At 61.2% G+C, this 21,134-nt stretch carries 20 protein-coding genes and 2 pseudogenes; 10 read left to right on the top strand and 12 right to left on the bottom strand.

The features are described from left to right. Positions 1-94: 94 nt before the first annotated feature. The 4 genes and pseudogenes from ACRESH_RS22760 to ACRESH_RS22745 form a co-directional block, all read right to left on the bottom strand. Positions 95-823 carry a methyl-accepting chemotaxis protein gene (locus ACRESH_RS22760; protein ID WP_431744094.1) on the bottom strand — a complete coding sequence of 243 codons (729 nt, stop codon included), beginning with the start codon at positions 821-823 and terminating at the stop codon, positions 95-97. A 132-nt stretch (positions 824-955) separates the two neighbouring features. Next, positions 956-1,987, bottom strand: a pseudogene (locus tag ACRESH_RS22755) (HAMP domain-containing protein); the annotation flags it as partial. A 201-nt stretch (positions 1,988-2,188) separates the two neighbouring features. After that, positions 2,189-2,491: a cell division protein ZapA gene (locus ACRESH_RS22750; protein ID WP_431744092.1), complete on the bottom strand. Its 303-nt coding sequence runs from the start codon at positions 2,489-2,491 to the stop codon at positions 2,189-2,191. Further along, on the bottom strand, positions 2,488-2,718 hold the full coding sequence (locus ACRESH_RS22745) for a hypothetical protein (protein WP_431744091.1): 231 nt from the start codon (positions 2,716-2,718) through the stop codon (positions 2,488-2,490). Before ACRESH_RS22745 ends, ACRESH_RS22750 begins: the two co-directional genes overlap by 4 nt. A 273-nt stretch (positions 2,719-2,991) precedes the next feature. Here ACRESH_RS22745 and ACRESH_RS22740 point away from each other — a divergent pair. After that, positions 2,992-4,074: pseudogene (locus tag ACRESH_RS22740) on the top strand (methyl-accepting chemotaxis protein). On the opposite strand, the gene gbcB reads toward ACRESH_RS22740, so the two are convergent. Next, a complete protein-coding gene (gbcB, locus tag ACRESH_RS22735) occupies positions 4,075-5,175 on the bottom strand; it encodes a glycine-betaine demethylase subunit GbcB (RefSeq protein ID WP_431744090.1) in 1,101 nt (366 codons plus the stop codon). Between gbcB and ACRESH_RS22730 the strand changes: the two genes are divergently transcribed. After that, positions 5,174-5,317, top strand: coding sequence for a hypothetical protein (locus ACRESH_RS22730; protein ID WP_431744089.1), 144 nt, complete (start codon positions 5,174-5,176; stop codon positions 5,315-5,317). The genes gbcB and ACRESH_RS22730 overlap by 2 nt on opposite strands. 144 nt (positions 5,318-5,461) lie before the next feature. Then, on the top strand, positions 5,462-6,754 hold the full coding sequence (gene gbcA, locus ACRESH_RS22725; protein WP_431744088.1) for a glycine-betaine demethylase subunit GbcA: 1,293 nt from the start codon (positions 5,462-5,464) through the stop codon (positions 6,752-6,754). 656 nt (positions 6,755-7,410) lie between these two features. Here gbcA and ACRESH_RS22720 read toward each other — a convergent pair. The 6 genes from ACRESH_RS22720 to ACRESH_RS22695 form a co-directional block, all read right to left on the bottom strand. Then, positions 7,411-8,181 (bottom strand): electron transfer flavoprotein subunit beta, encoded by a 771-nt coding sequence (locus ACRESH_RS22720; RefSeq protein WP_431744087.1) that lies wholly within the window; start codon positions 8,179-8,181, stop codon positions 7,411-7,413. Positions 8,182-8,196: 15 nt separating this feature from the next. Further along, complete coding sequence (locus ACRESH_RS22715) at positions 8,197-9,420, bottom strand: electron transfer flavoprotein subunit alpha/FixB family protein (RefSeq protein WP_431744086.1); 1,224 nt, start codon at positions 9,418-9,420, stop codon at positions 8,197-8,199. Beyond that, positions 9,420-11,369, bottom strand: coding sequence for a dimethylglycine demethylation protein DgcB (gene dgcB / locus ACRESH_RS22710; protein ID WP_431744085.1), 1,950 nt, complete (start codon positions 11,367-11,369; stop codon positions 9,420-9,422). Before dgcB ends, ACRESH_RS22715 begins: the two co-directional genes overlap by 1 nt. A 127-nt stretch (positions 11,370-11,496) precedes the next feature. After that, the gene (gene dgcA, locus ACRESH_RS22705) at positions 11,497-13,557 is read right to left on the bottom strand and encodes a dimethylglycine demethylation protein DgcA (RefSeq protein ID WP_431744084.1); all 2,061 of its coding nucleotides are present in this window, start codon (positions 13,555-13,557) and stop codon (positions 11,497-11,499) included. A 15-nt stretch (positions 13,558-13,572) separates the two neighbouring features. Further along, positions 13,573-14,103: a DUF5943 domain-containing protein gene (locus tag ACRESH_RS22700; protein ID WP_431744083.1), complete on the bottom strand. Its 531-nt coding sequence runs from the start codon at positions 14,101-14,103 to the stop codon at positions 13,573-13,575. A gap of 75 nt (positions 14,104-14,178) precedes the next feature. Continuing rightward, positions 14,179-15,156 carry a dipeptidase gene (locus ACRESH_RS22695; RefSeq protein WP_431744082.1) on the bottom strand — a complete coding sequence of 326 codons (978 nt, stop codon included), beginning with the start codon at positions 15,154-15,156 and terminating at the stop codon, positions 14,179-14,181. Positions 15,157-15,401: 245 nt separating this feature from the next. Here ACRESH_RS22695 and ACRESH_RS22690 point away from each other — a divergent pair, with 245 nt between their 5' ends. Both ACRESH_RS22690 and ACRESH_RS22685 read left to right on the top strand, forming a co-directional pair. Further along, a complete protein-coding gene (locus tag ACRESH_RS22690; protein ID WP_431744081.1) occupies positions 15,402-15,809 on the top strand; it encodes a lysozyme inhibitor LprI family protein in 408 nt (135 codons plus the stop codon). Between the two features lie 7 nt (positions 15,810-15,816). Further along, entirely contained in the window at positions 15,817-16,236 is a 420-nt protein-coding gene (locus tag ACRESH_RS22685; protein ID WP_431744080.1) for a DUF3010 family protein, read from the top strand. Here ACRESH_RS22685 and ACRESH_RS22680 read toward each other — a convergent pair. Further along, complete coding sequence (locus ACRESH_RS22680) at positions 16,223-17,182, bottom strand: GlxA family transcriptional regulator (protein ID WP_431744093.1); 960 nt, start codon at positions 17,180-17,182, stop codon at positions 16,223-16,225. The two genes, ACRESH_RS22685 and ACRESH_RS22680, sit on opposite strands and share 14 nt — an antisense overlap. A gap of 171 nt (positions 17,183-17,353) precedes the next feature. Between ACRESH_RS22680 and choX the strand changes: the two genes are divergently transcribed. The 5 genes from choX to ACRESH_RS22655 all read left to right on the top strand — a co-directional run bounded on the left by choX (position 17,354) and on the right by ACRESH_RS22655 (position 21,096). Beyond that, positions 17,354-18,298, top strand: a complete 945-nt coding sequence (gene choX, locus ACRESH_RS22675) for a choline ABC transporter substrate-binding protein (protein WP_431744079.1) — start codon at positions 17,354-17,356, stop codon at positions 18,296-18,298. A 73-nt stretch (positions 18,299-18,371) separates the two neighbouring features. Beyond that, on the top strand, positions 18,372-19,256 hold the full coding sequence (locus ACRESH_RS22670) for a 3-keto-5-aminohexanoate cleavage protein (RefSeq protein WP_431744078.1): 885 nt from the start codon (positions 18,372-18,374) through the stop codon (positions 19,254-19,256). Positions 19,257-19,271: 15 nt separating this feature from the next. Further along, complete coding sequence (locus tag ACRESH_RS22665; protein ID WP_431744077.1) at positions 19,272-20,237, top strand: L-carnitine dehydrogenase; 966 nt, start codon at positions 19,272-19,274, stop codon at positions 20,235-20,237. A 13-nt stretch (positions 20,238-20,250) separates the two neighbouring features. Beyond that, the gene (locus tag ACRESH_RS22660) at positions 20,251-20,721 is read left to right on the top strand and encodes a thioesterase family protein (protein WP_431744076.1); all 471 of its coding nucleotides are present in this window, start codon (positions 20,251-20,253) and stop codon (positions 20,719-20,721) included. Between the two features lie 120 nt (positions 20,722-20,841). Then, positions 20,842-21,096, top strand: a complete 255-nt coding sequence (locus tag ACRESH_RS22655) for a hypothetical protein (RefSeq protein WP_431744075.1) — start codon at positions 20,842-20,844, stop codon at positions 21,094-21,096. The last annotated feature ends 38 nt before the right edge of the window (positions 21,097-21,134 follow it).

The following is a 21,134-nucleotide window of genomic DNA, read 5'->3' as shown; positions in this document are numbered from 1 at the left end:
GAAACTGGGGTATCAGCTTGTGGCAGCCTAAGAGACTTAAGAATCAGTGGCTTATATTTTGTTTGATGAGAGCGGGCTTGCCCCGCGAATTAATCTAAAGCCTGAACCCGCCCATCTGCCGCGCCAGGTCATCCGCCAATCCGCGCAGCGCCTGACACTCCTCACGACACTCCTGCACTTCGGATGCCGTCTCCCGGGCCAGATCGGAAATCCCCTGAACGGTACGATTGATCTCCTCGGTCACCGCCGACTGTTCCTCGGTCGCCGTGGCCACCTGGTGGTTCATGTCGCTGATGTGCTCAACCTGGTCGGTGATGGTGCTCAGTGACGCGCCAGTCTGCTGGCTGGATCGCACACCGGTTCCAGTGGCCGCCTGCCCAGCCTGCATCGAAGCCACAGCGCTACCGGTACCGTGCTTGAGGCGCAGGATCATCTGCTGTACCTCATCGGTAGAAACCTGCGTACGCCGGGCCAAGGTGCGCACTTCGTCGGCAACCACGGCAAAGCCACGGCCCATTTCCCCGGCACGCGCGGCTTCAATGGCGGCATTGAGCGCCAGCAGGTTGGTCTGTTCGGAGATGCTGCGGATTACTGCCAGCACCTCGTCGATTGACGCGACTTCATTGGCCAGCTCACCCACGGCATTGGCCGCCTGGCCTATTTCACCGGACATGCCTTCAATGTGCGCAATCGAACGGCGCACCACTTCGCGGGCTTCAAGTGCTTCGGTACGTGCGGTTTCCGAAGCCTGTGCAGCGTTGCCGGCGTTCTGGGCGATGTCCTGCACAGTCAGGCCCATTTCATGCACCGCCGTGGCAACCATTTCGGTCATTTCCTGCTGGCGCCCCGAGCGTTCGGCAGTGTTCTCCACCACCTGGGTCACTTGTGCGACCGAACTGTGCAAGCGCTCGCTGGTGCGCAGCACTTCACCGATCAAGTCGCGCTGGCTGTCGAGAAAACGGTTGAAGCCCCGCGCCAGGTCGCCCAGTTCATCAGCACGTGTTTCATCCAGGCGCTGGGTCAGGTCACCGCCACCATTGCCGATCGCCATCAAGGCCCCGGTGACCCGGCGAATCGGCCGGACAATGCCTCGGGCCAACAGCACCACCAGCAACAGCGACACCAGCGCCACGGCGGCACCAATCAGGCTGGTCAACCAGACCGTCTCGCGCACCGGGGCATAGATCTGCGCTTCTGGCACTTCAGCGACCAGGGTCCAGTTCAAGTCGCGCAACGGCAGGCTCAGGGCCAGGTAGCCCTCGCCGTCACGCTCGAAGCGGCTGCTGTGCAGTCCTTCTTCACGGTTCAATATGACCTGGGCTGCCGACTCACCAATCTGCTCGGCGAGTTTCCTTTTACCGCTCAATTGCTGCTCCGGGTGGACCTGGATCAGGCCATCGCCGCGCACCAGGAACACCCGGCCGCGAGCACCGAAACTAAAGTTGTGGATCAGTTCCGACAGCTCGCTCATACGCAGGCCAAGCCCGGCAATGCCCACCAACTTGCCGGCCTTTTCCACCCGGTAGTCGATGAACAGCGCCAGTTCACCGGTACTGCCATCAGTGTCGATGTTGACCAGGCGCGGGTTGCCGCTGTCGATGAAGCCGTAGAACCATTTGTCTGCCGGGTTGCTGCGGCTCAGAGTACGGTCCAGGCCCTTTTCGTTGTAGTAATGGCTGGTTTCAGTCGCCGCGAACATCGCGGTGAAGGCCTGGTTTTTCTGCCGTAGCGCCTCGAGATACTCGATAAATTGCGGCGCCTGGGCACTGTCTTCGCCTGCTGCCAGCCAGTCGCGCAGCAAGGTGTTGCTGGCAATATCGGCGGCGGCGGTGAGCGGGCGGCTCAACATCCGTTCGATATCGTTACGAATTGCCTCAATGCTCGCCGGCAACGCGGTGTCGACCAGGTAACGCTCGGTCAGGCGATTGACGGCCACCGAGTAGATCCCGACCACGATAAGAATGCTCACCAACAGGGCTGCGCCCATGCTTGCGATCAATTGCCACTGAATGCTGCGCCGCCAGAACTGCATGAACCTTCCCCTGAGTAAATAAGCCTTGTACTGCAATAGCCAGACCAATTGTATACAGGCAAAAATACAATAACTCCATTGAGCCACAACAATGCCGCCCACTGCCGACATGGCAGTGAGCAAGCAAAAGAACAGAGGACGGTTTAGCGGGGCCTATCAGCTGTTGCCGATGGTCCGGGAAATGACATCGACCGTGGCGCTGACTTGCTCTTGGTAACGGTCGAGGGCCTGCTGGTGCTGCTGTTGCAGTTCGATCTGCTGCGAGCACAGGTTGAGGGCTGCCAGAACCAGCAGCTTGTCACCAATCAGGGTCGGGTATTTACGCTTGGTCTCGGCCAGCGACGCGTTGAGCATCTGCACGGCCTGCGCCAGGGCCTGTTCCTGGCCTTCGGGGGCCTTGATCGAATAGTCGCTGCCAAGGATCGACACGACATTGATCGGCTGTGCGGAAGTTTTCATGCGTTGACGGTACCAACGCTGGCACGCTCGACCAGGGCCTGGATACGTGCGGCGGTAGCGCCCTGCTTTTCTTCCTGTTCCATCAGCGACAGCTGCAGGCTTTCGTTTTCATCCTTGGCTTGGGCCAGTTCGGCGCTGATCTGCGCGTTGCGCTCGGTCAGTTCCTGATTCTTCTGTACCAGGTCGCTGACGAGTTGTTCCAATTGACTGAGGGAAGTTTCCAACATGATTGCCTTCTCGGGTATTTCAGGGGGCGCACACGATAAAGAAAAGTCCGCGTGGTCGCCAGGGATATCGGGTTAGACGCTTCGGCCTGGTGCAGATTGACCCACCGATGGGCAGCCGGTTCCATCCCTTGGTCACTTGCCATCAACGAAAGAGACCGGTGGTCCGCAATTTCGCCTTGGCCTCTCAAGTCTTTGCCGCGCCGACCGATAGGCAGAACAGTCCCTATCTGTCGCAAGATTCGCCAAGCGGGCGTCTCTATCGAGCAAAACAGCGTGCCGTCCATCATCAGTCTCGACCAGTTGAGCCAACTGACCCAGCGTCTGCGCGTCCTGTCCTATCGCGTGCTGCTCAACCGCGAAGCGGATACCTAGCAAGCCACGCTCGCGCAGCTGAATCAGCGCAACGCCCAGATCGACGAGGCCCGGAGCGCCTATGAGCCGCTGATCGCAAGCCCGGAAGAGCGCACGGCGTACAACCAGTACCAGCAATTGCTCAGCCAGTACCGCGAGTTGGAGACACGCATGAAGAGCCTGTCGCAGAGCGGTGACCTCGACGCCCTGCGCGACCTGATCAATCGCGACCTGTTGCAAGTCTCCGACCAGATCAACGTCGTGCTGGAGAACCTGGTGAAGATCAACACCGAGCAGGCTCGCACCTCCAACCAAGCCGCCGCCGATCAGTATGACAACGCCGTCACCCTGGTGATCGGGCTGCTGCTGGTGGCCGCCGCGCTGACCGTCCTCTGCGCCCTGCTGCTGACCCGCAGCATCGTCAATCCGATCAACGAGGCGCTGGGCGCCGCCGAGCTGATCGGCAACCTGGCGGAAGAGTCGCGGGATATCGGCAAGGTCCTGGACGTGATTCGCGGCCTGGCCGACCAAACCAACCTGCTGGCACTCAACGCTGCCATCGAGGCGGCGCGTGCCGGTGAAGCCGGTCGTGGCTTTGCCGTGGTAGCTGATGAAGTACGCGCCCTGGCCCATCGCACCCAGCAGTCAACCAGCGAAATCGAGCGGATGATCGGCAGTATCCAGGGCGGCACCGAGCAAGCGGTCAACTCCATGCGCACCAGCACCGAGCGCGCCGAATCGACGCTGAACATCGCCCGTGGCGCCGGCCTGGCACTGGACACCATCACCGCTGCGGTCGCCGAGATCAACGAGCGCAACCTGGTGATCGCCAGCGCGGCCGAAGAACAAGCTCAGGTAGCCCGCGAAGTGGACCGCAACCTGGTCAACATCAACGACCTGTCGGTGCAATCGGCCACCGGCGCCCACCAGACCAGCGCGGCGAGTGCCGAACTGTCGCGCCTGGCGGTGGACCTCAACGGGCTGGTGGCGCGCTTCAGCGTCTGATCAGAACTCGATACGCACGTCGCCCTTGGGCACACTGCAGCACGACAGGATATAGCCCTCGGCGACGTCATCATCGGTGATGCCGCCGTTGTGCTCCATCTCCACCTCACCGCCCAGCTTGAGCACCTTGCAAGTACCGCAGATGCCCATGCCACAGGCCTTGGGAATCATCAGGCCAAGCTTGGCCGCCGCAGCGTGCACGGTCTCGCCCGGGGCCACGCGGATGCTCTTGCCGGTAGCGGTGAACTCCACCTGATGCAGGTCGGCATTATCCACCTCAGGTGCGTCGGCAGCTTGTTCAGCGAGCTCGACAGCGTCGGCCTTGACCTCGGCCGGTGTCGCACCGAACGATTCCTCATGGTAACGGCTCATGTCATAGCCACTGCCTTCGAGCAGGCGTTTGACCGCATGCATATACGGCGTAGGGCCGCAGCAGAAGATTTCCCGTTCCATGTAGTCCGGGGCAATCAACTCCATCAGTTTCTGATTCAGGTAGCCGCGGTAGCCCGCCCAAGGCTCGCCCAGGCCATGCTTCTCACAAATGATGTGCAGGCTGAAGTTGTCGATCCGCGACGCCATATGCTCCAGCTCACGGTGATAGATGATGTCTTTCGGCGAGCGGGCGCTGTGTACGAAGACCATGTCGACATTGCCGTTGGTGTCGTAGAACCAGCGGGCCATGGACATCACCGGGGTGATGCCGACGCCACCACTGAGGTACAGCACCTTGGGGCTGGGATAGTCGATGGCGTTGAACAGCCCGACCGGCCCATGCACCGCCAACTCCTGGCCTTCGTGCAGGGTGTCGTGCAGCCAGTTGGAGACCTTGCCACCCGGTACCCGTTTGATCGTCACCGAGAAGCTGTAAGGCACCGAAGGCGAGCTGGAGATGGTGTACGAACGCATGATCGGCTGGCCGTCGATCTCCAGTTCCAGGGTCACGAACTGCCCCGGCTTGAAGAAGAACATGATCGGCTGGTCGGCCATGAAGCAGAAGGTGCGCACATCCCAGGTTTCCTGGATCACCTTGACGCAACGGACGATGTGGCGGCCGTTGGCCCAAGTCTGGGTGCTGACCGGATTGAGGAAGCTGTTGGACATGCTCGTCTCCACGGCCGACTGCGGCCTGATGATTGCGATTCTGCGCAAGCGCAGCGGCGGACACATTCCTATCCGCGACATCGGCGTGCTTATCGCGACCAGCCCCCTGCCACAAGGGCTGGCGCGTCGGAAACGGATCTGATCATGTCGTCCATGGATATGGATCACAGCGGCTTCAATCGCACACTCCATCGCAAATGATCCTGCTGTAATTCAGCCTTGCGTCGCCATAACAATGATTAGCCACTTTCACCGGCCACAAGCACTGGCCATGAGGACCTAAACGATGGACGTCACCGCAACTTTGAGTCTGGGCGATCCACTGGAACCTGCGCGCAAGGCGACTGCCGAGATGCTGCAGAGCCGCGAGCGCACCTTCTCGCTGCCACAGCCGTTCTATTGCGACGAGCGCCTGTTCCAGATCGACATGGAAGAGATCTTCCAGAAGGAATGGCTGATCGCCGGGATGACCTGTGAAATCCCGGCCAAGGGTAACTTCCTCACCCTGCAGATCGGCAAGAACCCGATCCTCGTGGTGCGCGGCGCAGAAGGCCAGGTGCATGCCTTCCATAACGTCTGTCGTCACCGTGGCTCGCGCCTGTGCACCAGCGACAAAGGCAAGGTGGCCAAGTTGGTCTGCCATTACCACCAGTGGACCTACGAACTCGATGGCCGCTTGCTGTTTGCCGGCACCGAGATGGGCGCCGACTTCGACATGAAGCAGTACGGGCTCAAACCGGTCAACGTGAAAACTGCTGGCGGCTACATCTTCATCAGCCTGGCCGAGAACCCGCCGGCCATCGACGACTTCCTGGCCACCCTGGCTCATTACATGGAGCCCTATGACATGGAAAACACCAAGGTGGCGGTGCAAACCACCTTGATGGAAAAGGCCAACTGGAAGCTGGTGCTGGAAAACAACCGCGAGTGCTACCACTGCAGCGGTTCGCACCCGGAACTGTTGAAAACCCTGCTGGAGTGGGACGACGTCACCGATCCGCGGGCCGACCAGGCCTTCAAGGATCACGTCGCCGCCTCGGCTGCGGCCTGGGATGCCGAGAAGATCCCTTACGCCCACGCAAGCTTCGGCCTGCGCAACCGCATCGTGCGCATGCCGTTGCTCAAGGGCACGGTGTCGATGACCCTGGACGGCAAGCAGGGCTGCCAGAAGCTGATGGGGAGGATCAAGAACCCCGACCTGGGTTCGATGCGCATCCTGCACCTGCCGCACTCGTGGAACCACTGCATGGGCGATCACATAATTGTCTTCACCGTGTGGCCGATCAGCGCCCAGGAAACCATGGTTACCACCAAGTGGCTGGTGCACAAGGATGCGGTCGAAGGTGTCGACTACGACCCACAGCGCATGCGTCAGGTATGGGACGCCACCAACGACCAGGACCGTCGCCTTGCCGAAGAGAACCAGCGCGGGATCAACTCCACGGCGTACCAGCCCGGGCCGTACTCCAAGACCTATGAGTTTGGTGTGGTGAACTTCGTTGATTGGTACAGCGAGCGCGTGCTGAACAACCTGGGGGCAGCGCCTGCGCCTTATCTCAAGGGCGTGGCTGCGCAGTAACCTCGTGGGATTCATCCGCGAAGAGTCGCGTAGCGGCCCCAGAAAGAGGGACAGCTACGCAGCCCTTCGCGGATGAATCCGCCCCCACAGCTGTACAAACTTTAGCCATACAGCGCAATACCCCGGCCCCATTGGTCCCCTCCACACAGCAAACACTTTATCCACAGGACAACCCACAGCTAATGTGGGCAAGTCATTGTTTTTCCCTGCAAAAATATTGGTCAATATTTGATCAAATCTCTATAAGCCTTTAAATACAAGGCCCACAGCAGAAGGCGAACACCTTATCCACAGAGACGCCAACAGACTTTGTGTGCAAAAGTCACGGCAGTGGAAAACCGTTGTGGATAAGGCGTCGAGCAGCGGATATACATGGCGTTGACGGCCATAAAAGCACTAATTGGATGTTTATTGATCAACTAGGTTCAGCCCTTACCACACGGGCCTCTCAGCCATAGGCAAACATATTATCCACAGAGCCGCCAACAGCGATTGTGGGCAATCTCACTTTGGGCGGTTAGAGAAAAGCTCGAAAAATCCGTCACTTAATCTGATCATTTTTTGAACATAACGCCGAAAGGCACGCAATGCGTGCCCTCCAGCCATACACAAACACTTTATCCACAGATCGGCCAACAGACTTTGTGAGCAACTGCTCAGCGCAGCACGCCCTCTTCCACCAGCAACTTGAGGATGGCTTCGGCACCGGCTTGCGGGCTGACGTCCTTGAGCACTTGTCCACCGCCGCCACTGGCCTTGGCCGTAGCCGCCTTCATGCGGTCGGCGCCGCTCTTGGCCTTGATCACTTTCAAGCGCTTGGGCCGAGGCTTGGCCGGTTGCAGTTCGGCGTTTTTGAACAACTCATCCTCGACGATCTGCACCTGGCGGGCAGCCAACACACCACGCCGAGCTGGGCCGAAGGCGCTTTGACGCGGTTTGGGTGCTGCGTTATCCACAGTTGCCAGCAGCGGCAAACGCACTTTAAGCCGGCGCCGCTGGCCGCGTGGCAGCGCCTGCAGCACCTGGGCTACGCCATTGTGAATAGATTCCACCTCGGCCAGCCCCACCACCAACGGCCAGCCCAGGCGTTCGGCCAGCAGGAACGGCAGCATGCCCGAGCCTTCACCGGTTTCCGCCTGGCTACCGGTGAGCACCAGCTGTGCCCCGGCATCGCGCAGGTAGTCGCCGAGTACCCCCAGGGCATCAGCGCCCTGCGGTTGCTCGAGCACATCCAGCTGCTCCAGGCCCATGCCCAGGTAAGCGCGCAAGGCCGGCTCCCGGGGATCGCCGGCATGCAGCACCTGCAAGTTAACGCCAGCCAGCTGCAGGCCCAACTCCACCGCCCGCGCGTCCTGCTCGGCACGCCGGGTGCGGCCGGAGCTGGGGTGAGCACCGATCGAAACCAGACTAATAACCTTGGTGTGCATAGTTGTCCCCTGCCCTTATGCCGCGTCGCGCTTGGCGTCGTTGCGATAGTTTTCCACAGCCTCGATCAGCGCCTGCAGGATCGCTGCGCTGTCGCCGATGACCGACAGATCGGCACGTTTGATCATGTCGCAGCCGGGGTCCATGTTGATCGCCACCACCTTGTCACAGGCGCCAATGCCCTGTAGATGCTGGATCGCCCCCGAGATACCCACAGCCACATAGACCCGTGCCGTGACCCAGGTACCGGTGGCCCCGACCTGGCGGTTGCGCGGCATGAAGCCGTCATCCACCGCCACTCGCGACGCGCCCTCGGTTGCGCCGAGGGTCACAGTGGCACGGTGGAACAGCTCCCAATCCTTGACCCCGTTGCCCCCGGAAACAATGAACTCGGCTTCGGCCATGGCAATAGCGGCCGGGTCCACAGCCACCGGGCCGAGGTCTTCGATACGTGGCAGGCTACGCGCCACGCTTGTGGATAACTGCTCAGGCAAGGCTTCGTGACGGGTTTCACTGACCGGCTCGGCACATTCGGCCGCGGCCAGGATCAAGCGTGGCAAGGCCCGAATCAGGTCCTGCTGCCCGGCACCGGCGCGGCCGCTGCATTGCCCGTCCTTGACTTGCCAGACCCTCGTTGCCGGCCGTTCGTTGATCGCCGCGGCAAAGCGCCGGCCCAGCTCGCCGCCACCGCTGCGGCTGTCGGGCAGCAGCCAGTGGCGCGGGTTGAACTGGTTATCCACAGCGCGCAGGCCCTGCACCAATTGCTCCGGTGCATAACCGTCGAATTCGTCACCCTCGATAACCAACAAGCGATCAACGCCGGCTGTGGAAAAGTTGCTTTCCTTATGCTCGCCAAACACCACAGCCAATACTGCGCCGTCGCTGCCAGCCAGACTGTGCGCCAAGCCGAGCAGGTCGCGATCGTGACTGCCGAGACGGCCACCGACCATGTCCGGGACCACGGCGATGTAGAACGCCGGTTGGATCACCTGATGCAGCGGCAATTCCACCGCCACGGCCGCACTGCGCTTGTTGCTGGTGCCCTGCTGGGCGCCGCTGCGGTCGATGCGCTTGATACCGTTGGGGCCGATGAAGCCGACGCCATGGGGATTCTTGCGAATGATGCCGTTGGGGCCCATCCAGCTGTGCTGCTGAGTCTGTTGCATGGCCGCATGCTGGGGATGCAGGCGGTTACGGGCAATCCACTCGGCGCGCGGATCACGGCGAATAATATCGCTCATCAGTGCACCTCCGCAGGTTCACGCTTGGCCGGTGCCGGTTTGCTTGCCGGCGCCTGTTCTTCGAGCATGGCATCGGCGACCAGCTCGGCCAGGTCCTTGATCAATGGGCGCGGCTCGACCACACCTTCGAGCATCGCCGTGCACTGTGGACAACCCACGGCAACCAGCTCGGCGGCGGTCTCGCGGATATCATCCATGCGCATGTCGGGGATCCGCTGCTTGCCAGGAATGTCGGTAATCGGCGCACCGCCGCCACCGCCGCAGCAACGGGAACGCAAGCCCGAACGCTGCATTTCCTTCACCTCGATACCCAAGGCACGCAGTACTTCACGGGGCGCCTCATATTCACCGTTGTAACGGCCCAGGTAGCACGGGTCGTGATAGGTGACGCGGCCCCCCTTGTGCTGACCCAGGTTCAACGCACCCGCGGCGATCAACTCGGCAATGTAGGTACTGTGGTGTTGCACCAGGTACTCGCCGCCAAAGGCGCCGTATTCGTTCTTGAGCACATGGAAGCTGTGCGGATCGCAGGTAACGATGCGCTTGAAGCTGTACTTGGCCATGGTCTGGATATTGCGTTTGGCCAGTTGCTGGAAGGTCGCTTCATCGCCCAGGCGACGGGCCACATCACCACTGTCACGCTCCTCAAGGCCGAGCACGGCGAAGTCCACCTGGGCCGCTTTCAGCACTGTGACGAAAGCCCGCAGGGTACGCTGGTTGCGCATGTCGAAGGCGCCGTCGCCGACCCAGAACAGCACGTCTGCGGTCTTGGTTTCGCCGAGCAGATTCAGGTTGAGGTCCGCCGCCCAGTTCATCCGCCCACCCGGGGCAAAGCCGCCAGGGTTGTCAGTGGCAATCAGGTTATCCAGCACCTCGGCGCCTTTATTTGGCGTGGCGCCTTTTTCCAGGGTCAAGTGGCGACGCATGTCGACGATGGCATCAACGTGCTCGATCATCATCGGACACTCCTCCACACAGGCGCGGCAGGTGGTGCACGACCAGAGAGTTTCGGCATCGACTAGGCCATTGACGATCGGTTGGTGCGGGTTACCGCCGTGTTCGCCAATCGGCTTGCCGGGGTACGGACTGCCGGCAAATTTGGCATCGGTCCCACCCGCCAGGCCGACAACCATGTCCTGGATAAGTTTTTTCGGGTTCAGCGGCTGTCCGGCAGCAAAGGCCGGGCACGCCGCTTCGCACTTGCCGCACTGCACGCAAGCGTCGAAACCAAGCAATTGGTTCCAGGTGAAGTCTTTGGGCTTCTCAACACCCAGCAGCGCCTGGGGATCCTCCAGGTCCAGGGGTTTGAGGCCGGTTGAGCGGCCACCGCCAAAGCGCTCGGCACGACGGTGCCAGGCCAAGTGCAGGGCCCCGGCAAAGGCGTGCTTCATCGGCCCGCCCCAGGTCATGCCGAAGAACAGCTCGGACACACCCCAGAGCACGCCAAGCCCCAGCAAGGCCACCAGCAGCCAACCACCAAAGCCTTCGGGAAGAATTCCGGCCACCGGCAAGGTCGCAATGAAAAAGCTTGCGGCGAACACCAGCAGGCTTTTCGGCAGGCGCATCCACGGCCCTTTCGATAGGCGCGAAGGCGGATTGAGCCGGCGTTTGTAGACGAACAGGGCACCGGCAAACATCAGCACCGTGGCAAACAGCAAGGCATAGCCAAGGAACTTGTTATGCAAGCCGAAACCGTGGACGAGAATCGCCAATACCGCAGCCAGTACAAAGCCACCTGCAGTGGCGACGTGGGTGTTGGCCATGTATTTGTCACGGGCGACCACATGGTGCAGGTCGACCATATAGCGCCGCGGCATGGCCAGCAGGCCGCCAAGCAGGTCGACCTTGGAAGGCCGGCCTTGGCGCCACATCCGCACGCGCCGCAAGGCGCCGAGGACGGCAAGGCCCAGGGCGGCGAACAGCAGGATGGGGATCAGGGTGTTCAACATGGGAAGCTCCCACAGCAATCGCGCGTTGGAAATGACACTGTGAGAGCGGGCTTGCCCCGCGATAGCGGTGTGTCAGCTACATTGCTATCGCGGGGCAAGCCCGCTCCCACAGAAGCCCGCGGTCTGATCAGAAATCCTTGCACAGGCGCAAGGCGTCATAGATGGCGGCATGTGTATTGCGCTGAGCCACGCAGTCACCGATGCGATACAACAAGTAGCCTTCGCCCGATTGACTGAGGATCGGCTGCGGCTGAATCGCAAACAATGCCTCGACATCAATCTGGCCCTTGTTGCGCGAATCTTCCTTGAGCCCGTAGTAGAGCGCTTCGTCCGGCCGCACACCGTTCTCGATCACCACCTGGTCGACCACCCGCTCCTCTTTGGCGCCGGTGTACTCGTTCTCCAGCACCGCCACCAGCTTGTCGCCCTCGCGGTAGACCTTTTCCAGCATCAGGTCGCCGGTCATGATCACTTCCTTGGGGTACATGCTGCGGTAGTAGGTTGGGAACGAAGTACCACCGATGGCCACGCCCGGCTTGATGTCGTCGGTGACGATCTCGACCTGGCTGCCTTTGTCGGCGAGGTAGTCGGCCACCGACATCCCGGTAAACTCGCAAATAGTGTCGTAGACCAGCACGTTCTTGCCCGGCGCAACCTTGCCGTCGAGCACGTCCCAGCTGCTGACCACCAGCCCTTCGGCGGCGCCCCAGTGCTCGTTCTGCTCCAGAAACGGATGCCCGCCAACCGCCAGCACGATCACATCAGGACGCAAGTCCTTGATGGTGTCGATATCTGCGGCGGTGCCCAGGCGCAGATCCACCTTCAAGCGCGCCAGTTCCAGTTGGTACCAGCGGGTAATGCCGGCAATCTGATCCCGTTGCGGCGCCTTGGCGGCGATGCTGATCTGCCCACCGATGGCGTCTTTCTTCTCGAACAGGGTTACGTCGTGGCCACGCTCGGCCGATACACGAGCCGCTTCCATCCCCGCAGGGCCTGCGCCAACCACCACCACCTTGCGCTTGGGCCCGGTGGATTTTTCGATGATGTGCGGCACGCCCATGTATTCACGCGAGGTCGCGGCGTTCTGAATGCACAGCACATCCAGGCCCTGGTACTGGCGGTCGATGCAGTAGTTGGCACCGACGCACTGTTTGATCTGGTCGACCTGGCCCATCTTGATCTTGGCGATCAGGTGCGGATCGGCGATGTGCGCACGGGTCATGCCGACCATGTCGACATAGCCGCCTTCAAGAATGCGCGTAGCCTGGTTCGGGTCCTTGATGTTCTGCGCGTGCAGCACCGGAACCTTGACCACTTCCTTGATCCCGGCCGCCAGGTGCAGGAACGGCTCCGGTGGATAACTCATGTTGGGGATAACGTTGGCCAGGGTGTTGTGGGTATCACAGCCCGAACCGATCACCCCGAAGAAGTCGAGCATACCGGTGGCGTCGTAGTACTTGGCGATTTCCTTCATGTCCTCGTGGCTGAGGCCATCAGGATGGAATTCGTCACCGCAGATACGCATGCCGACGCAAAAATCCGGGCCGACTTCGGCACGCACGGCCTTGAGCACTTCCAGGCCGAACTTCATGCGGCCTTCGAAGCTGCCACCCCATTCGTCGGTACGTTTGTTAACCCGTGGGCTCCAGAACTGGTCGATCATGTGCTGGTGCACCGCCGACAGCTCGACGCCGTCCAGGCCGCCTTCTTTGGCCCGGCGCGCCGCTTGTGCGTAGTTGCCGATCACCCGCCAGATCTCCTCCGGCTCGATGGTCTTGCAGGTCGCGCGGTGTACCGGTTCACGGATGCCCGATGGCGACATCAGCGTTGGCCAGTTGAAGCCATCCCAGCGCGAGCGACGGCCCATGTGGGTAATCTGGATCATGATCTTGGCGCCGTGCTTGTGCATGGCGTCGGCCAGGTTCTGGAAGTGCGGGATGATCCGGTCGGTGGACAGGTTCACCGAGGCCCACCATTCCTGCGGGCTGTCGATGGCCACCACCGAGGAGCCGCCACAGATAGCCAGGCCCAAGCCGCCCTTGGCTTTCTCTTCGTAGTATTTGATGTAACGCGCGGTGGTCATACCGCCGTCGGTGGCATAGACCTCAGCGTGCGCGGTGCTCAGGACCCGGTTGCGGATGGTCAGTTTGCCGATCTGGATCGGCTGGAACATTGCTTCGAAAGCCATGGCGAGATCCTCGACTTACAGCGGCTTGACGATGAACAGGCCGTCGTCGTGGCCTTCTTGCGAACCGCCGTAGACCTGCTCGGCGACCGTACGAATGGAGCTGCCGCGGGCGGCGAGGATCTGATCCATGGCCCCGGCGAACCAGCCGGTGAACATGTAGTCGACCTTGCGTCCAACCTTGCCGTACACGTAGACGAATGCCGAGTGCTCAAGCTTGACGCTGGCAGTGCCTTTTTCCAGATCGATGTCCTGGATCTTGAACAGCCCCCAGCCCCGTTGCGACAAGCGCTTCATGTAATGTTCGAACACCGCCACACCTTCCAGGCCGTGGCATTCGGCCTCTTTCTCGCACCAGTGCCAGGCCGATTTGTAACCCGCCTTGTAGAGGATCTCGGCATAGGCCTCAGCGCCCAGCACTTCCTCGATACCCATGTGGTTGTTAACGAAGAAATGCCGCGGTACGTACAACATCGGCAGGGCATCGCTAGTCCAGACACCGGTCTCGCTGTCGACTTCGATTGGCAATTGCGGGGCGATCTTGGCCATGGAAACTCAACTCCAGAAATTTTGGTTGGCTGCCCCTGCGCCTGTGGCAGGGGTCGGAAGACGGTTACTGGCGGCTTATTCGCCCCAGACATCCTTGAGCACGTTGACCCAGTTCTCGCCCATGATCTTGCGCACCACGCGCTCGGAATGGCCGCGCTTAAGCAGGGTCTCGGTGAGGTTGGGGAACTCGCCCACAGTGCGGATGCCCAGCGGGTTGATGATTTTGCCGAAGTTGGTCAGACGCCGGGCATAGCCCTTGTCATGGGTCAGGTACTCGAAGAAGTCCTGGCCATGGCCTTGGGTGAAGTCGGTGCCGATACCGATGGCGTCTTCGCCAACGATGTTCATGGTGTACTCGATGGCTTCGGCGTAGTCGTCGATGGTCGAGTCGATGCCTTTGGCCAGGAACGGGGCGAACATGGTCACGCCGACAAAGCCGCCATGCTCGGCAATGAACCTGAGTTCTTCATCGGACTTGTTGCGCGGGTGCTCCTTGAGCCCGGAAGGCAGGCAGTGGGAGTAACACACCGGTTTTTTCGATTCGAGAATAACTTCTTCGGAGGTCTTGGAACCAACGTGAGAGAGGTCGCACATGATGCCGACGCGGTTCATTTCGGCGACGATTTCGCGACCGAAGCCCGACAGGCCGCCATCACGCTCATAGCAACCGGTGCCGACCAGGTTCTGGGTGTTGTAGCACATCTGCACGATACCGACGCCCAGCTGCTTGAACACCTCGACGTAGCCAATCTGGTCTTCAAAGGCATGGGCGTTCTGGAAGCCGAAGAGGATGCCGGTCTTGCCCAGCTCCTTGGCCTTGCGGATGTCGGCGGTGGTGCGCACCGGCATCACCAGGTCGCCGTTCTCGCGAATCAGTTTCTGACTGGCGGCAATGTTGTTGACCGTGGCCTGGAAGCCCTCCCAGACCGACACCGTGCAGTTGGCAGCCGTCAGACCACCCTTGCGCATGTCTTCGAACAGCTCGCGGTTCCATTTGGCAATGATCAGCCCGTCGATAACGATGCTGTCGGCGTGTAATTCGGCTGGGCTCATCAGGCTGTCCCCTTTATTGGTAAAACCTTGCGCCGAATCGTCTGCCGGCGCTTTGGGGCCAGCATATGCCTAGGGGCCAGGTCGCTAAGATGCAAAAACGACAGGGGAATTGCCGAAAGCGTCAAACCGCAGCAAAGGGCTCTCGCAAGTTTCATTCGGAGGGTGACAGGGCTAGCGGCTACCCTGTTCTTTGCCGCGGCGCTGAGGGAAAATCGGCGCCCATGTTCCCCGGGGAGGATGACTGCATGAAAACGATGGTATGGCTGGTCCTGGCTGCTTTGGCCTTTGGTGCCCACGCCAGTGAAGAAGACAGTACGCCGTGCGACAACGTCGAGACCGACCAGCAGAACTACGACTGCGCACTGTTCAGCCGCACCACCGCTGAGCGTGAGCTCAACGCTGCGTTTACTGACCTGCTGGATCGCATCAAGGAACAATATGTCGGTCAAGGCGCGAAGATCACTGCAGTGAGCCAACGCCTGACCGACGCCGAAACGCTGTGGAAACAACTGCGCGACGCCGACTGCAAGGTCGAAACCTTCGACGAAAACCCCGGCAAAGCCTTCGACGCGGCCCTGAATACCTGCTTGGCCCAACGTAGCGACGACCGCTCCGAATACCTGCAGTCCCTGGGTCTGCAAAACTCCGATTGAGAACAGCATGAAAATCTGCGGAATTGAAATCAAAGGTAGCGAAGCGCTGCTCGCCGTCGCCACGCTGGACGGCGCAAGCCCGGTGCATGTCGCCCTGGCGACGAAAAAAATCGCTCTGGAAGACGACGAACAGGCGGACAACGTCAAAGCCTTCGCCAGCCAGGCCCGGCAGTTCATCGCCGAACACGGCATCAGCCACCTGGCCATCAAGAAGCGCAGCAAGAAAGGCGATTTCGCCGGTGGCCCGACCACCTTCAAGATCGAAGGCGTGCTGCAGTTGCTGGACAATTGTGAAGTGGAACTGGTGTCACCGCAGACCGTCAGCGCTCAGGCCAAGAAGCACAACATCGAGCTGCCCGCTTCGTTGAACAAATACCAGCACGAAGCCTTCAAGAGCGCCTGCGCGGTGCTGCTCAAGCGCCGCTGAGGCTGACGGCCCGGGCCTTGCGGTCCTCCCGCGGGCAACGCTCGAAGCGTGCCCGGTAGCAGCGGGTGAAATACGAGGCCGACTCGAAACCGCAGGCAATACTCACCTCCAGCACGCTCATGTCGGTCTGGCGCAGCAGTTGCCGCGCCTTGTCCAGACGCAGGCGCAGGTAGAAACCGCTGGGGGTGTCGTGCAGGTACAGACGGAACAGGCGCTCCAACTGGCGCCGGGTAATCCGCACGGAGTCGGCCAGCACCAGCGTGTTGAGCGGTTGCTCGGTGTTGCGCTCCATCTCGCCGATCACCTGGACCAATTTCTTGTTGCTGATGCCGTAACGTGAAGCGATCTGCATGCGCTGGTGGTCCTGGCGCGGGCGAATGCGCCCGAGCACGAACTGCTCGGACACCTGGATCGCCAGCTCCGGCCCATGAGCCTGGGCAATCAGGTCGAGCATCAGGTCGATTGACGCCGTGCCGCCGGCCGAGGTGATACGCCGTCGGTCGACTTCGAACAGCTCCTGGGTCGCCTGCAGCTGTGGATAAGACTCCTTAAACGCTTCCAGTGCTTCCCAGTGCAGGGTCACCCGGTGGCCATCAAGCAGACCAGCTTCGGCCAGCACCACGGAACCGGTGTCGATACCGCCGAGCACCACACCTTCGTGATCAAGCTTGCGCAGCCAGTGTTGCAGCGCCAGGCTGAAACTGCCCAACGGCTCGAACCCGGCCACCACCAGCAGGGTTGCACCTTTGGCCAGTGGCTGTAGCGCGCCATCGGCATTGACCGACATGCCATTACTGGCCTGCACCGCCCCACCCTCTATGCTCAACACCTGCCAGCGGTACAACCCGCCACGAAAGCGGTTGGCCACCCGCAGCGGCTCGATCGCCGAGATGAAGCCGATCGCAGAAAAACCGGGGAGCAACAGAAAGTAGAAATCCTGGGGCATAGCGAACGACTCGACGGCCACGGGTCTGCGGTTAATACCCTGCAGGTCGCCACTGTGCAAGTGCTGGTCGCCAGGGTGCGCATTTTCCTGTTGCGCTACGCGTAGTTTGATCAACACGGCACGCAGAGGCCGCCCCCTATAACAATTAGAACTGCCGTTGGAGGAGCCACCATGAACAGATTGATCAGCCGTAGCCTGCTGACGCTCGTCGGTACCGCAATCCTCAGCACCAACGTATGGGCCGCAGAGCCGGCCGTTTGCAAGAATGTGCGCCTTGGCGTGGTCAACTGGACCGACGTGATGGCAACCAGCGCCATGACCCAGGTGCTGCTCGACGGCCTGGGCTACAAGACCAAGCAGACCAGTGCCTCGCAACAAATCATCTTCGCCGGTATTCGAGACCAGCGCCTGGACATGTTCCTGGGCTACTGGAACCCGATCATGACCCAGACCATCACCCCCTTCATCGACGCCAAGCAGGTCAAGGTCCTCGACCTGCCAAGCCTCAACGACGCCCGCGCGACCCTGGCCGTGCCCAAGTACCTGGCCGACAAGGGCCTGAAAACCTTCGCCGACATCGCCAAATTTGAAAAAGAGCTGGGCGGCAAGATCTACGGTATCGAACCCGGCTCCGGCGCCAACACCCAGATCAAGGCGATGATCAGCAAGAACCAATTTGGCCTGGGTAAGTTCCAGCTGGTCGAGTCCAGCGAAGCCGGCATGCTCGCCGCTGTCGACCGCGCCGTACGGCGCAATGAGGCCGTGGTGTTCTTCGGTTGGGCGCCGCACCCGATGAACGTCAATATCGACATGGCCTACCTCAGCGGCAGCGAAGGCGCCCTGGGCCCGGACGAAGGCCGCGCGACAGTGTGGACCGTCACCGCCCCGGACTATGCCGAACGCTGCCCGAATGCCAACCGCCTGCTGACCAACCTGAAGTTCACTGCCGAGGACGAGAGCCGCATGATGCAACCGCTGCTCGATCATAAGGACGCCCTCGCATCCGCCCGCCAGTGGCTCAAGGATCACCCCGAAGACCAGAAGCGCTGGCTTGAGGGCGTGACCACCTTCGATGGCAAACCGGCCATCGACAACCTGCAACTGACTACCAACTGACCGCAACGAACCTTGCGTCTTCGTCGCCTGCCGTGGCGACGAAGCGCGCCACGACGCCTGAAGGAAACCGACCATGAACCACGACGTCATCATCACCTGCGCCCTGACCGGCGCGGGTGACACCGCCAGCAAGAGCCACCTGGTACCGGTCACACCGAAACAGATTGCCGAAGCCGCTGTGGAAGCGGCAAAAGCCGGTGCCACCGTGGTCCACTGTCACGTCCGTGACCCGCAAACCGGGCGCTTCAGCCGCGATGTCGCGCTGTACCGCGAAGTGATGGAGCGCATCCGCGAATCCGACGTGGACATCATCGTCAACCTCACCGCCGGCATGGGGGGCGACCTGGAGATCGGTCCGGGGGAAACCCCACTGGAGTTCGGTGCCGGCACCGACCTGATCGGCCCGCTGGAGCGCCTGGCCCACGTCGAGGCTCTGCTGCCGGAAATCTGCACCCTGGACTGCGGCACCCTCAACTTCGGCGACGGCAACAGTATTTATGTCTCGACCCCGGCTCAGCTGCGTGCGGGTGCCAAGCGCATCACCGAACTGGGTGTCAAAGCCGAGCTGGAAATCTTCGACACCGGCCACCTTTGGTTCGCCAAACAGATGATCAAGGAAGGTCTGCTCGACGACCCATTGTTCCAGCTGTGCCTGGGCATTCCCTGGGGTGCTCCTGCCGACACCACTACCATGAAAGCCATGGTCGACAACCTGCCAGCAGGCGTGACCTGGGCCGCCTTCGGCATTGGCCGCATGCAGATGCCCATGGCCGCGCAGGCAGTGCTGCTCGGCGGCAACGTGCGTGTGGGCCTGGAAGACAACCTGTACCTGGACAAAGGCGTACTGGCCAGCAACGGCCAATTGGTCGAACGCGCCACACAAATCCTCAGCCGCCTCGGCGCACGGGTGCTTACCCCTGCTGAGGGCCGCGCGAAAATGAACCTGACCCGCCGCTGATTGAAGGAGTTGAAGATGAGCTTTATCACCGAGATCAAGACGTTTGCAGCCCTGGGCAGCGGCGTGATCGGCAGCGGCTGGGTCGCCCGCGCCCTGGCCCACGGCCTGGACGTGGTGGCCTGGGACCCGGCGCCCGGCGCTGAAGCGGCGCTACGTAAACGTATCGCCAATGCCTGGCCAGCCTTGGAAAAGCAGGGCCTGGCCCCCGACGCTGCACAAGATCGCCTACGCTTCGTCGCGACCATCGAGGAGTGCGTACGCGATGCCGACTTTATTCAGGAAAGCGCCCCGGAGCGTCTCGATCTCAAGCTCGACCTGCACAGCAAGATCAGCGCTGCGGCCAAGCCCAACGCGCTGATCGGCTCCAGTACCTCCGGCCTGTTGCCCAGCGAATTCTACGAATCGGCAATCCACCCTGAACGCTGCGTGGTCGGTCACCCGTTCAACCCGGTGTACCTGCTGCCACTGGTGGAAATCGTCGGCAGCAACAAAACCGCGCCTGGAGCCATCGAGGCGGCGAAAACGGTCTATACCGCCTTGGGTATGCGCCCGCTGCATGTGCGCAAGGAAATCCCCGGCTTTATTGCCGACCGCCTGCTCGAAGCGCTGTGGCGCGAGGCCCTGCACCTGGTCAACGACGGCGTGGCGACCACCGGTGAGATCGACGATGCCATTCGCTTTGGTGCCGGCTTGCGCTGGTCGTTCATGGGCACCTTCCTGACCTATACCCTGGCCGGTGGCGATGCCGGCATGCGCCACTTCATGGCGCAGTTCGGTCCGGCGCTGCAACTGCCGTGGACTTACCTGCCAGCACCGGAGCTGACTGAAGTCTTGATCGACGCGGTGGTCGAAGGCACCAGCGAGCAACTGGGCGAACGTAGCATCAGCGCGTTGGAGCGCTATCGTGATGATTGCCTGCTGGCTGTATTGGAGGCGGTAAAAACCACCAAGGCCAAGCACGGCATGGCCTTCAGCGACTGACCGGAGCCCTGAGATGCCCGCACTGACCACCTATCAAACCCCGGTCCAGGCGGACTGGGTCGACTACAACGGGCATCTGCGCGATGCCTTCTACCTGTTGATCTTCAGTTACGCCACCGATGCGTTCATGGACCGCATCGGCCTTGATAGCGACAACCGCAGCGCCAGCGGCAATTCGCTGTTCACCCTGGAGTGTCACCTGAACTACCTATATGAGGTGAAGCTCGGCACCCAGGTGCGGGTGCAGACCCAGGTGATCGGCTTTGATCGCAAGCGCCTGCACCTGTATCACAGCCTGCACCGTGAAGGCTTTGACGAGGCGTTGGCGGCCAGTGAGCAGATGCTGCTGCATGTAGACCTGAGCGGACCTCGCTCAGCGCCGTTTGCGCCTGAGGTAGTGGAGCGCTTGCAGGTGATCGTTGACGAGCAGACTGACCTGCCAGCAGCTGAGTTTGTTGGCCGGGTGATTGGCTTGCCAGGCTGATTTGCCCGAAAACGACCTGCTCTTAGGTAAAGCAGTCATTGCGACATTCTGTCCTTGCCGCACTGCACCCATACCCACAGAATCGACTGACGATCACACCTGCAAACAAGGACAACAACCATGATGCATGCGGATTTGATTGATCAAGACGACCTGCTGGGTCAGTTGCGCGCCCTGGGCTTCGAGATGCCGGCCGACGCCAGTGCCGAGCAGGCCTGTGAGTATGCGGTGCGGGGTTTGAGTGAACCGCGGGCCAAGGCCCTGAAGGGGATGGTCGAGCAGATGTACACCGGCAATGCGACCATCCTGCCCGCGGTGCGTCAGGCGATCGAAAAGCAGCTTTTGCCGGCGTTGGCGCAATTCAATAATCGCTAGAAGCATCGCGGGGCAAACCCGCTCCCACAGTGTGGGAG

Origin of the sequence: Pseudomonas sp. (assembly GCF_050739775.1) — a bacterium.
Classification (GTDB): domain Bacteria; phylum Pseudomonadota; class Gammaproteobacteria; order Pseudomonadales; family Pseudomonadaceae; genus Aquipseudomonas.
This window is presented reverse-complemented; position numbering and strand designations above follow the sequence as displayed.

Excerpts from the sequence above, each read along its gene's own strand:
- ACRESH_RS22760 (WP_431744094.1), bottom strand. The coding sequence starts at position 823 with ATGGTTGCCACGGCGGTGCATGAAATGGGCCTGACTGTGCAGGACATC.
- ACRESH_RS22750 (WP_431744092.1), bottom strand. The coding sequence starts at position 2,491 with ATGAAAACTTCCGCACAGCCGATCAATGTCGTGTCGATCCTTGGCAGC.
- ACRESH_RS22745 (WP_431744091.1), bottom strand. The coding sequence starts at position 2,718 with ATGTTGGAAACTTCCCTCAGTCAATTGGAACAACTCGTCAGCGACCTG.
- ACRESH_RS22730 (WP_431744089.1), top strand. The coding sequence starts at position 5,174 with ATGCTCGTCTCCACGGCCGACTGCGGCCTGATGATTGCGATTCTGCGC.
- gbcB (WP_431744090.1), bottom strand. The coding sequence starts at position 5,175 with ATGTCCAACAGCTTCCTCAATCCGGTCAGCACCCAGACTTGGGCCAAC.
- gbcA (WP_431744088.1), top strand. The coding sequence starts at position 5,462 with ATGGACGTCACCGCAACTTTGAGTCTGGGCGATCCACTGGAACCTGCG.
- ACRESH_RS22720 (WP_431744087.1), bottom strand. The coding sequence starts at position 8,181 with ATGCACACCAAGGTTATTAGTCTGGTTTCGATCGGTGCTCACCCCAGC.
- ACRESH_RS22715 (WP_431744086.1), bottom strand. The coding sequence starts at position 9,420 with ATGAGCGATATTATTCGCCGTGATCCGCGCGCCGAGTGGATTGCCCGT.
- dgcB (WP_431744085.1), bottom strand. The coding sequence starts at position 11,369 with ATGTTGAACACCCTGATCCCCATCCTGCTGTTCGCCGCCCTGGGCCTT.
- dgcA (WP_431744084.1), bottom strand. The coding sequence starts at position 13,557 with ATGGCTTTCGAAGCAATGTTCCAGCCGATCCAGATCGGCAAACTGACC.
- ACRESH_RS22700 (WP_431744083.1), bottom strand. The coding sequence starts at position 14,103 with ATGGCCAAGATCGCCCCGCAATTGCCAATCGAAGTCGACAGCGAGACC.
- ACRESH_RS22695 (WP_431744082.1), bottom strand. The coding sequence starts at position 15,156 with ATGAGCCCAGCCGAATTACACGCCGACAGCATCGTTATCGACGGGCTG.
- ACRESH_RS22690 (WP_431744081.1), top strand. The coding sequence starts at position 15,402 with ATGAAAACGATGGTATGGCTGGTCCTGGCTGCTTTGGCCTTTGGTGCC.
- ACRESH_RS22685 (WP_431744080.1), top strand. The coding sequence starts at position 15,817 with ATGAAAATCTGCGGAATTGAAATCAAAGGTAGCGAAGCGCTGCTCGCC.
- ACRESH_RS22680 (WP_431744093.1), bottom strand. The coding sequence starts at position 17,182 with ATGCCCCAGGATTTCTACTTTCTGTTGCTCCCCGGTTTTTCTGCGATC.
- choX (WP_431744079.1), top strand. The coding sequence starts at position 17,354 with ATGAACAGATTGATCAGCCGTAGCCTGCTGACGCTCGTCGGTACCGCA.
- ACRESH_RS22670 (WP_431744078.1), top strand. The coding sequence starts at position 18,372 with ATGAACCACGACGTCATCATCACCTGCGCCCTGACCGGCGCGGGTGAC.
- ACRESH_RS22665 (WP_431744077.1), top strand. The coding sequence starts at position 19,272 with ATGAGCTTTATCACCGAGATCAAGACGTTTGCAGCCCTGGGCAGCGGC.
- ACRESH_RS22660 (WP_431744076.1), top strand. The coding sequence starts at position 20,251 with ATGCCCGCACTGACCACCTATCAAACCCCGGTCCAGGCGGACTGGGTC.
- ACRESH_RS22655 (WP_431744075.1), top strand. The coding sequence starts at position 20,842 with ATGATGCATGCGGATTTGATTGATCAAGACGACCTGCTGGGTCAGTTG.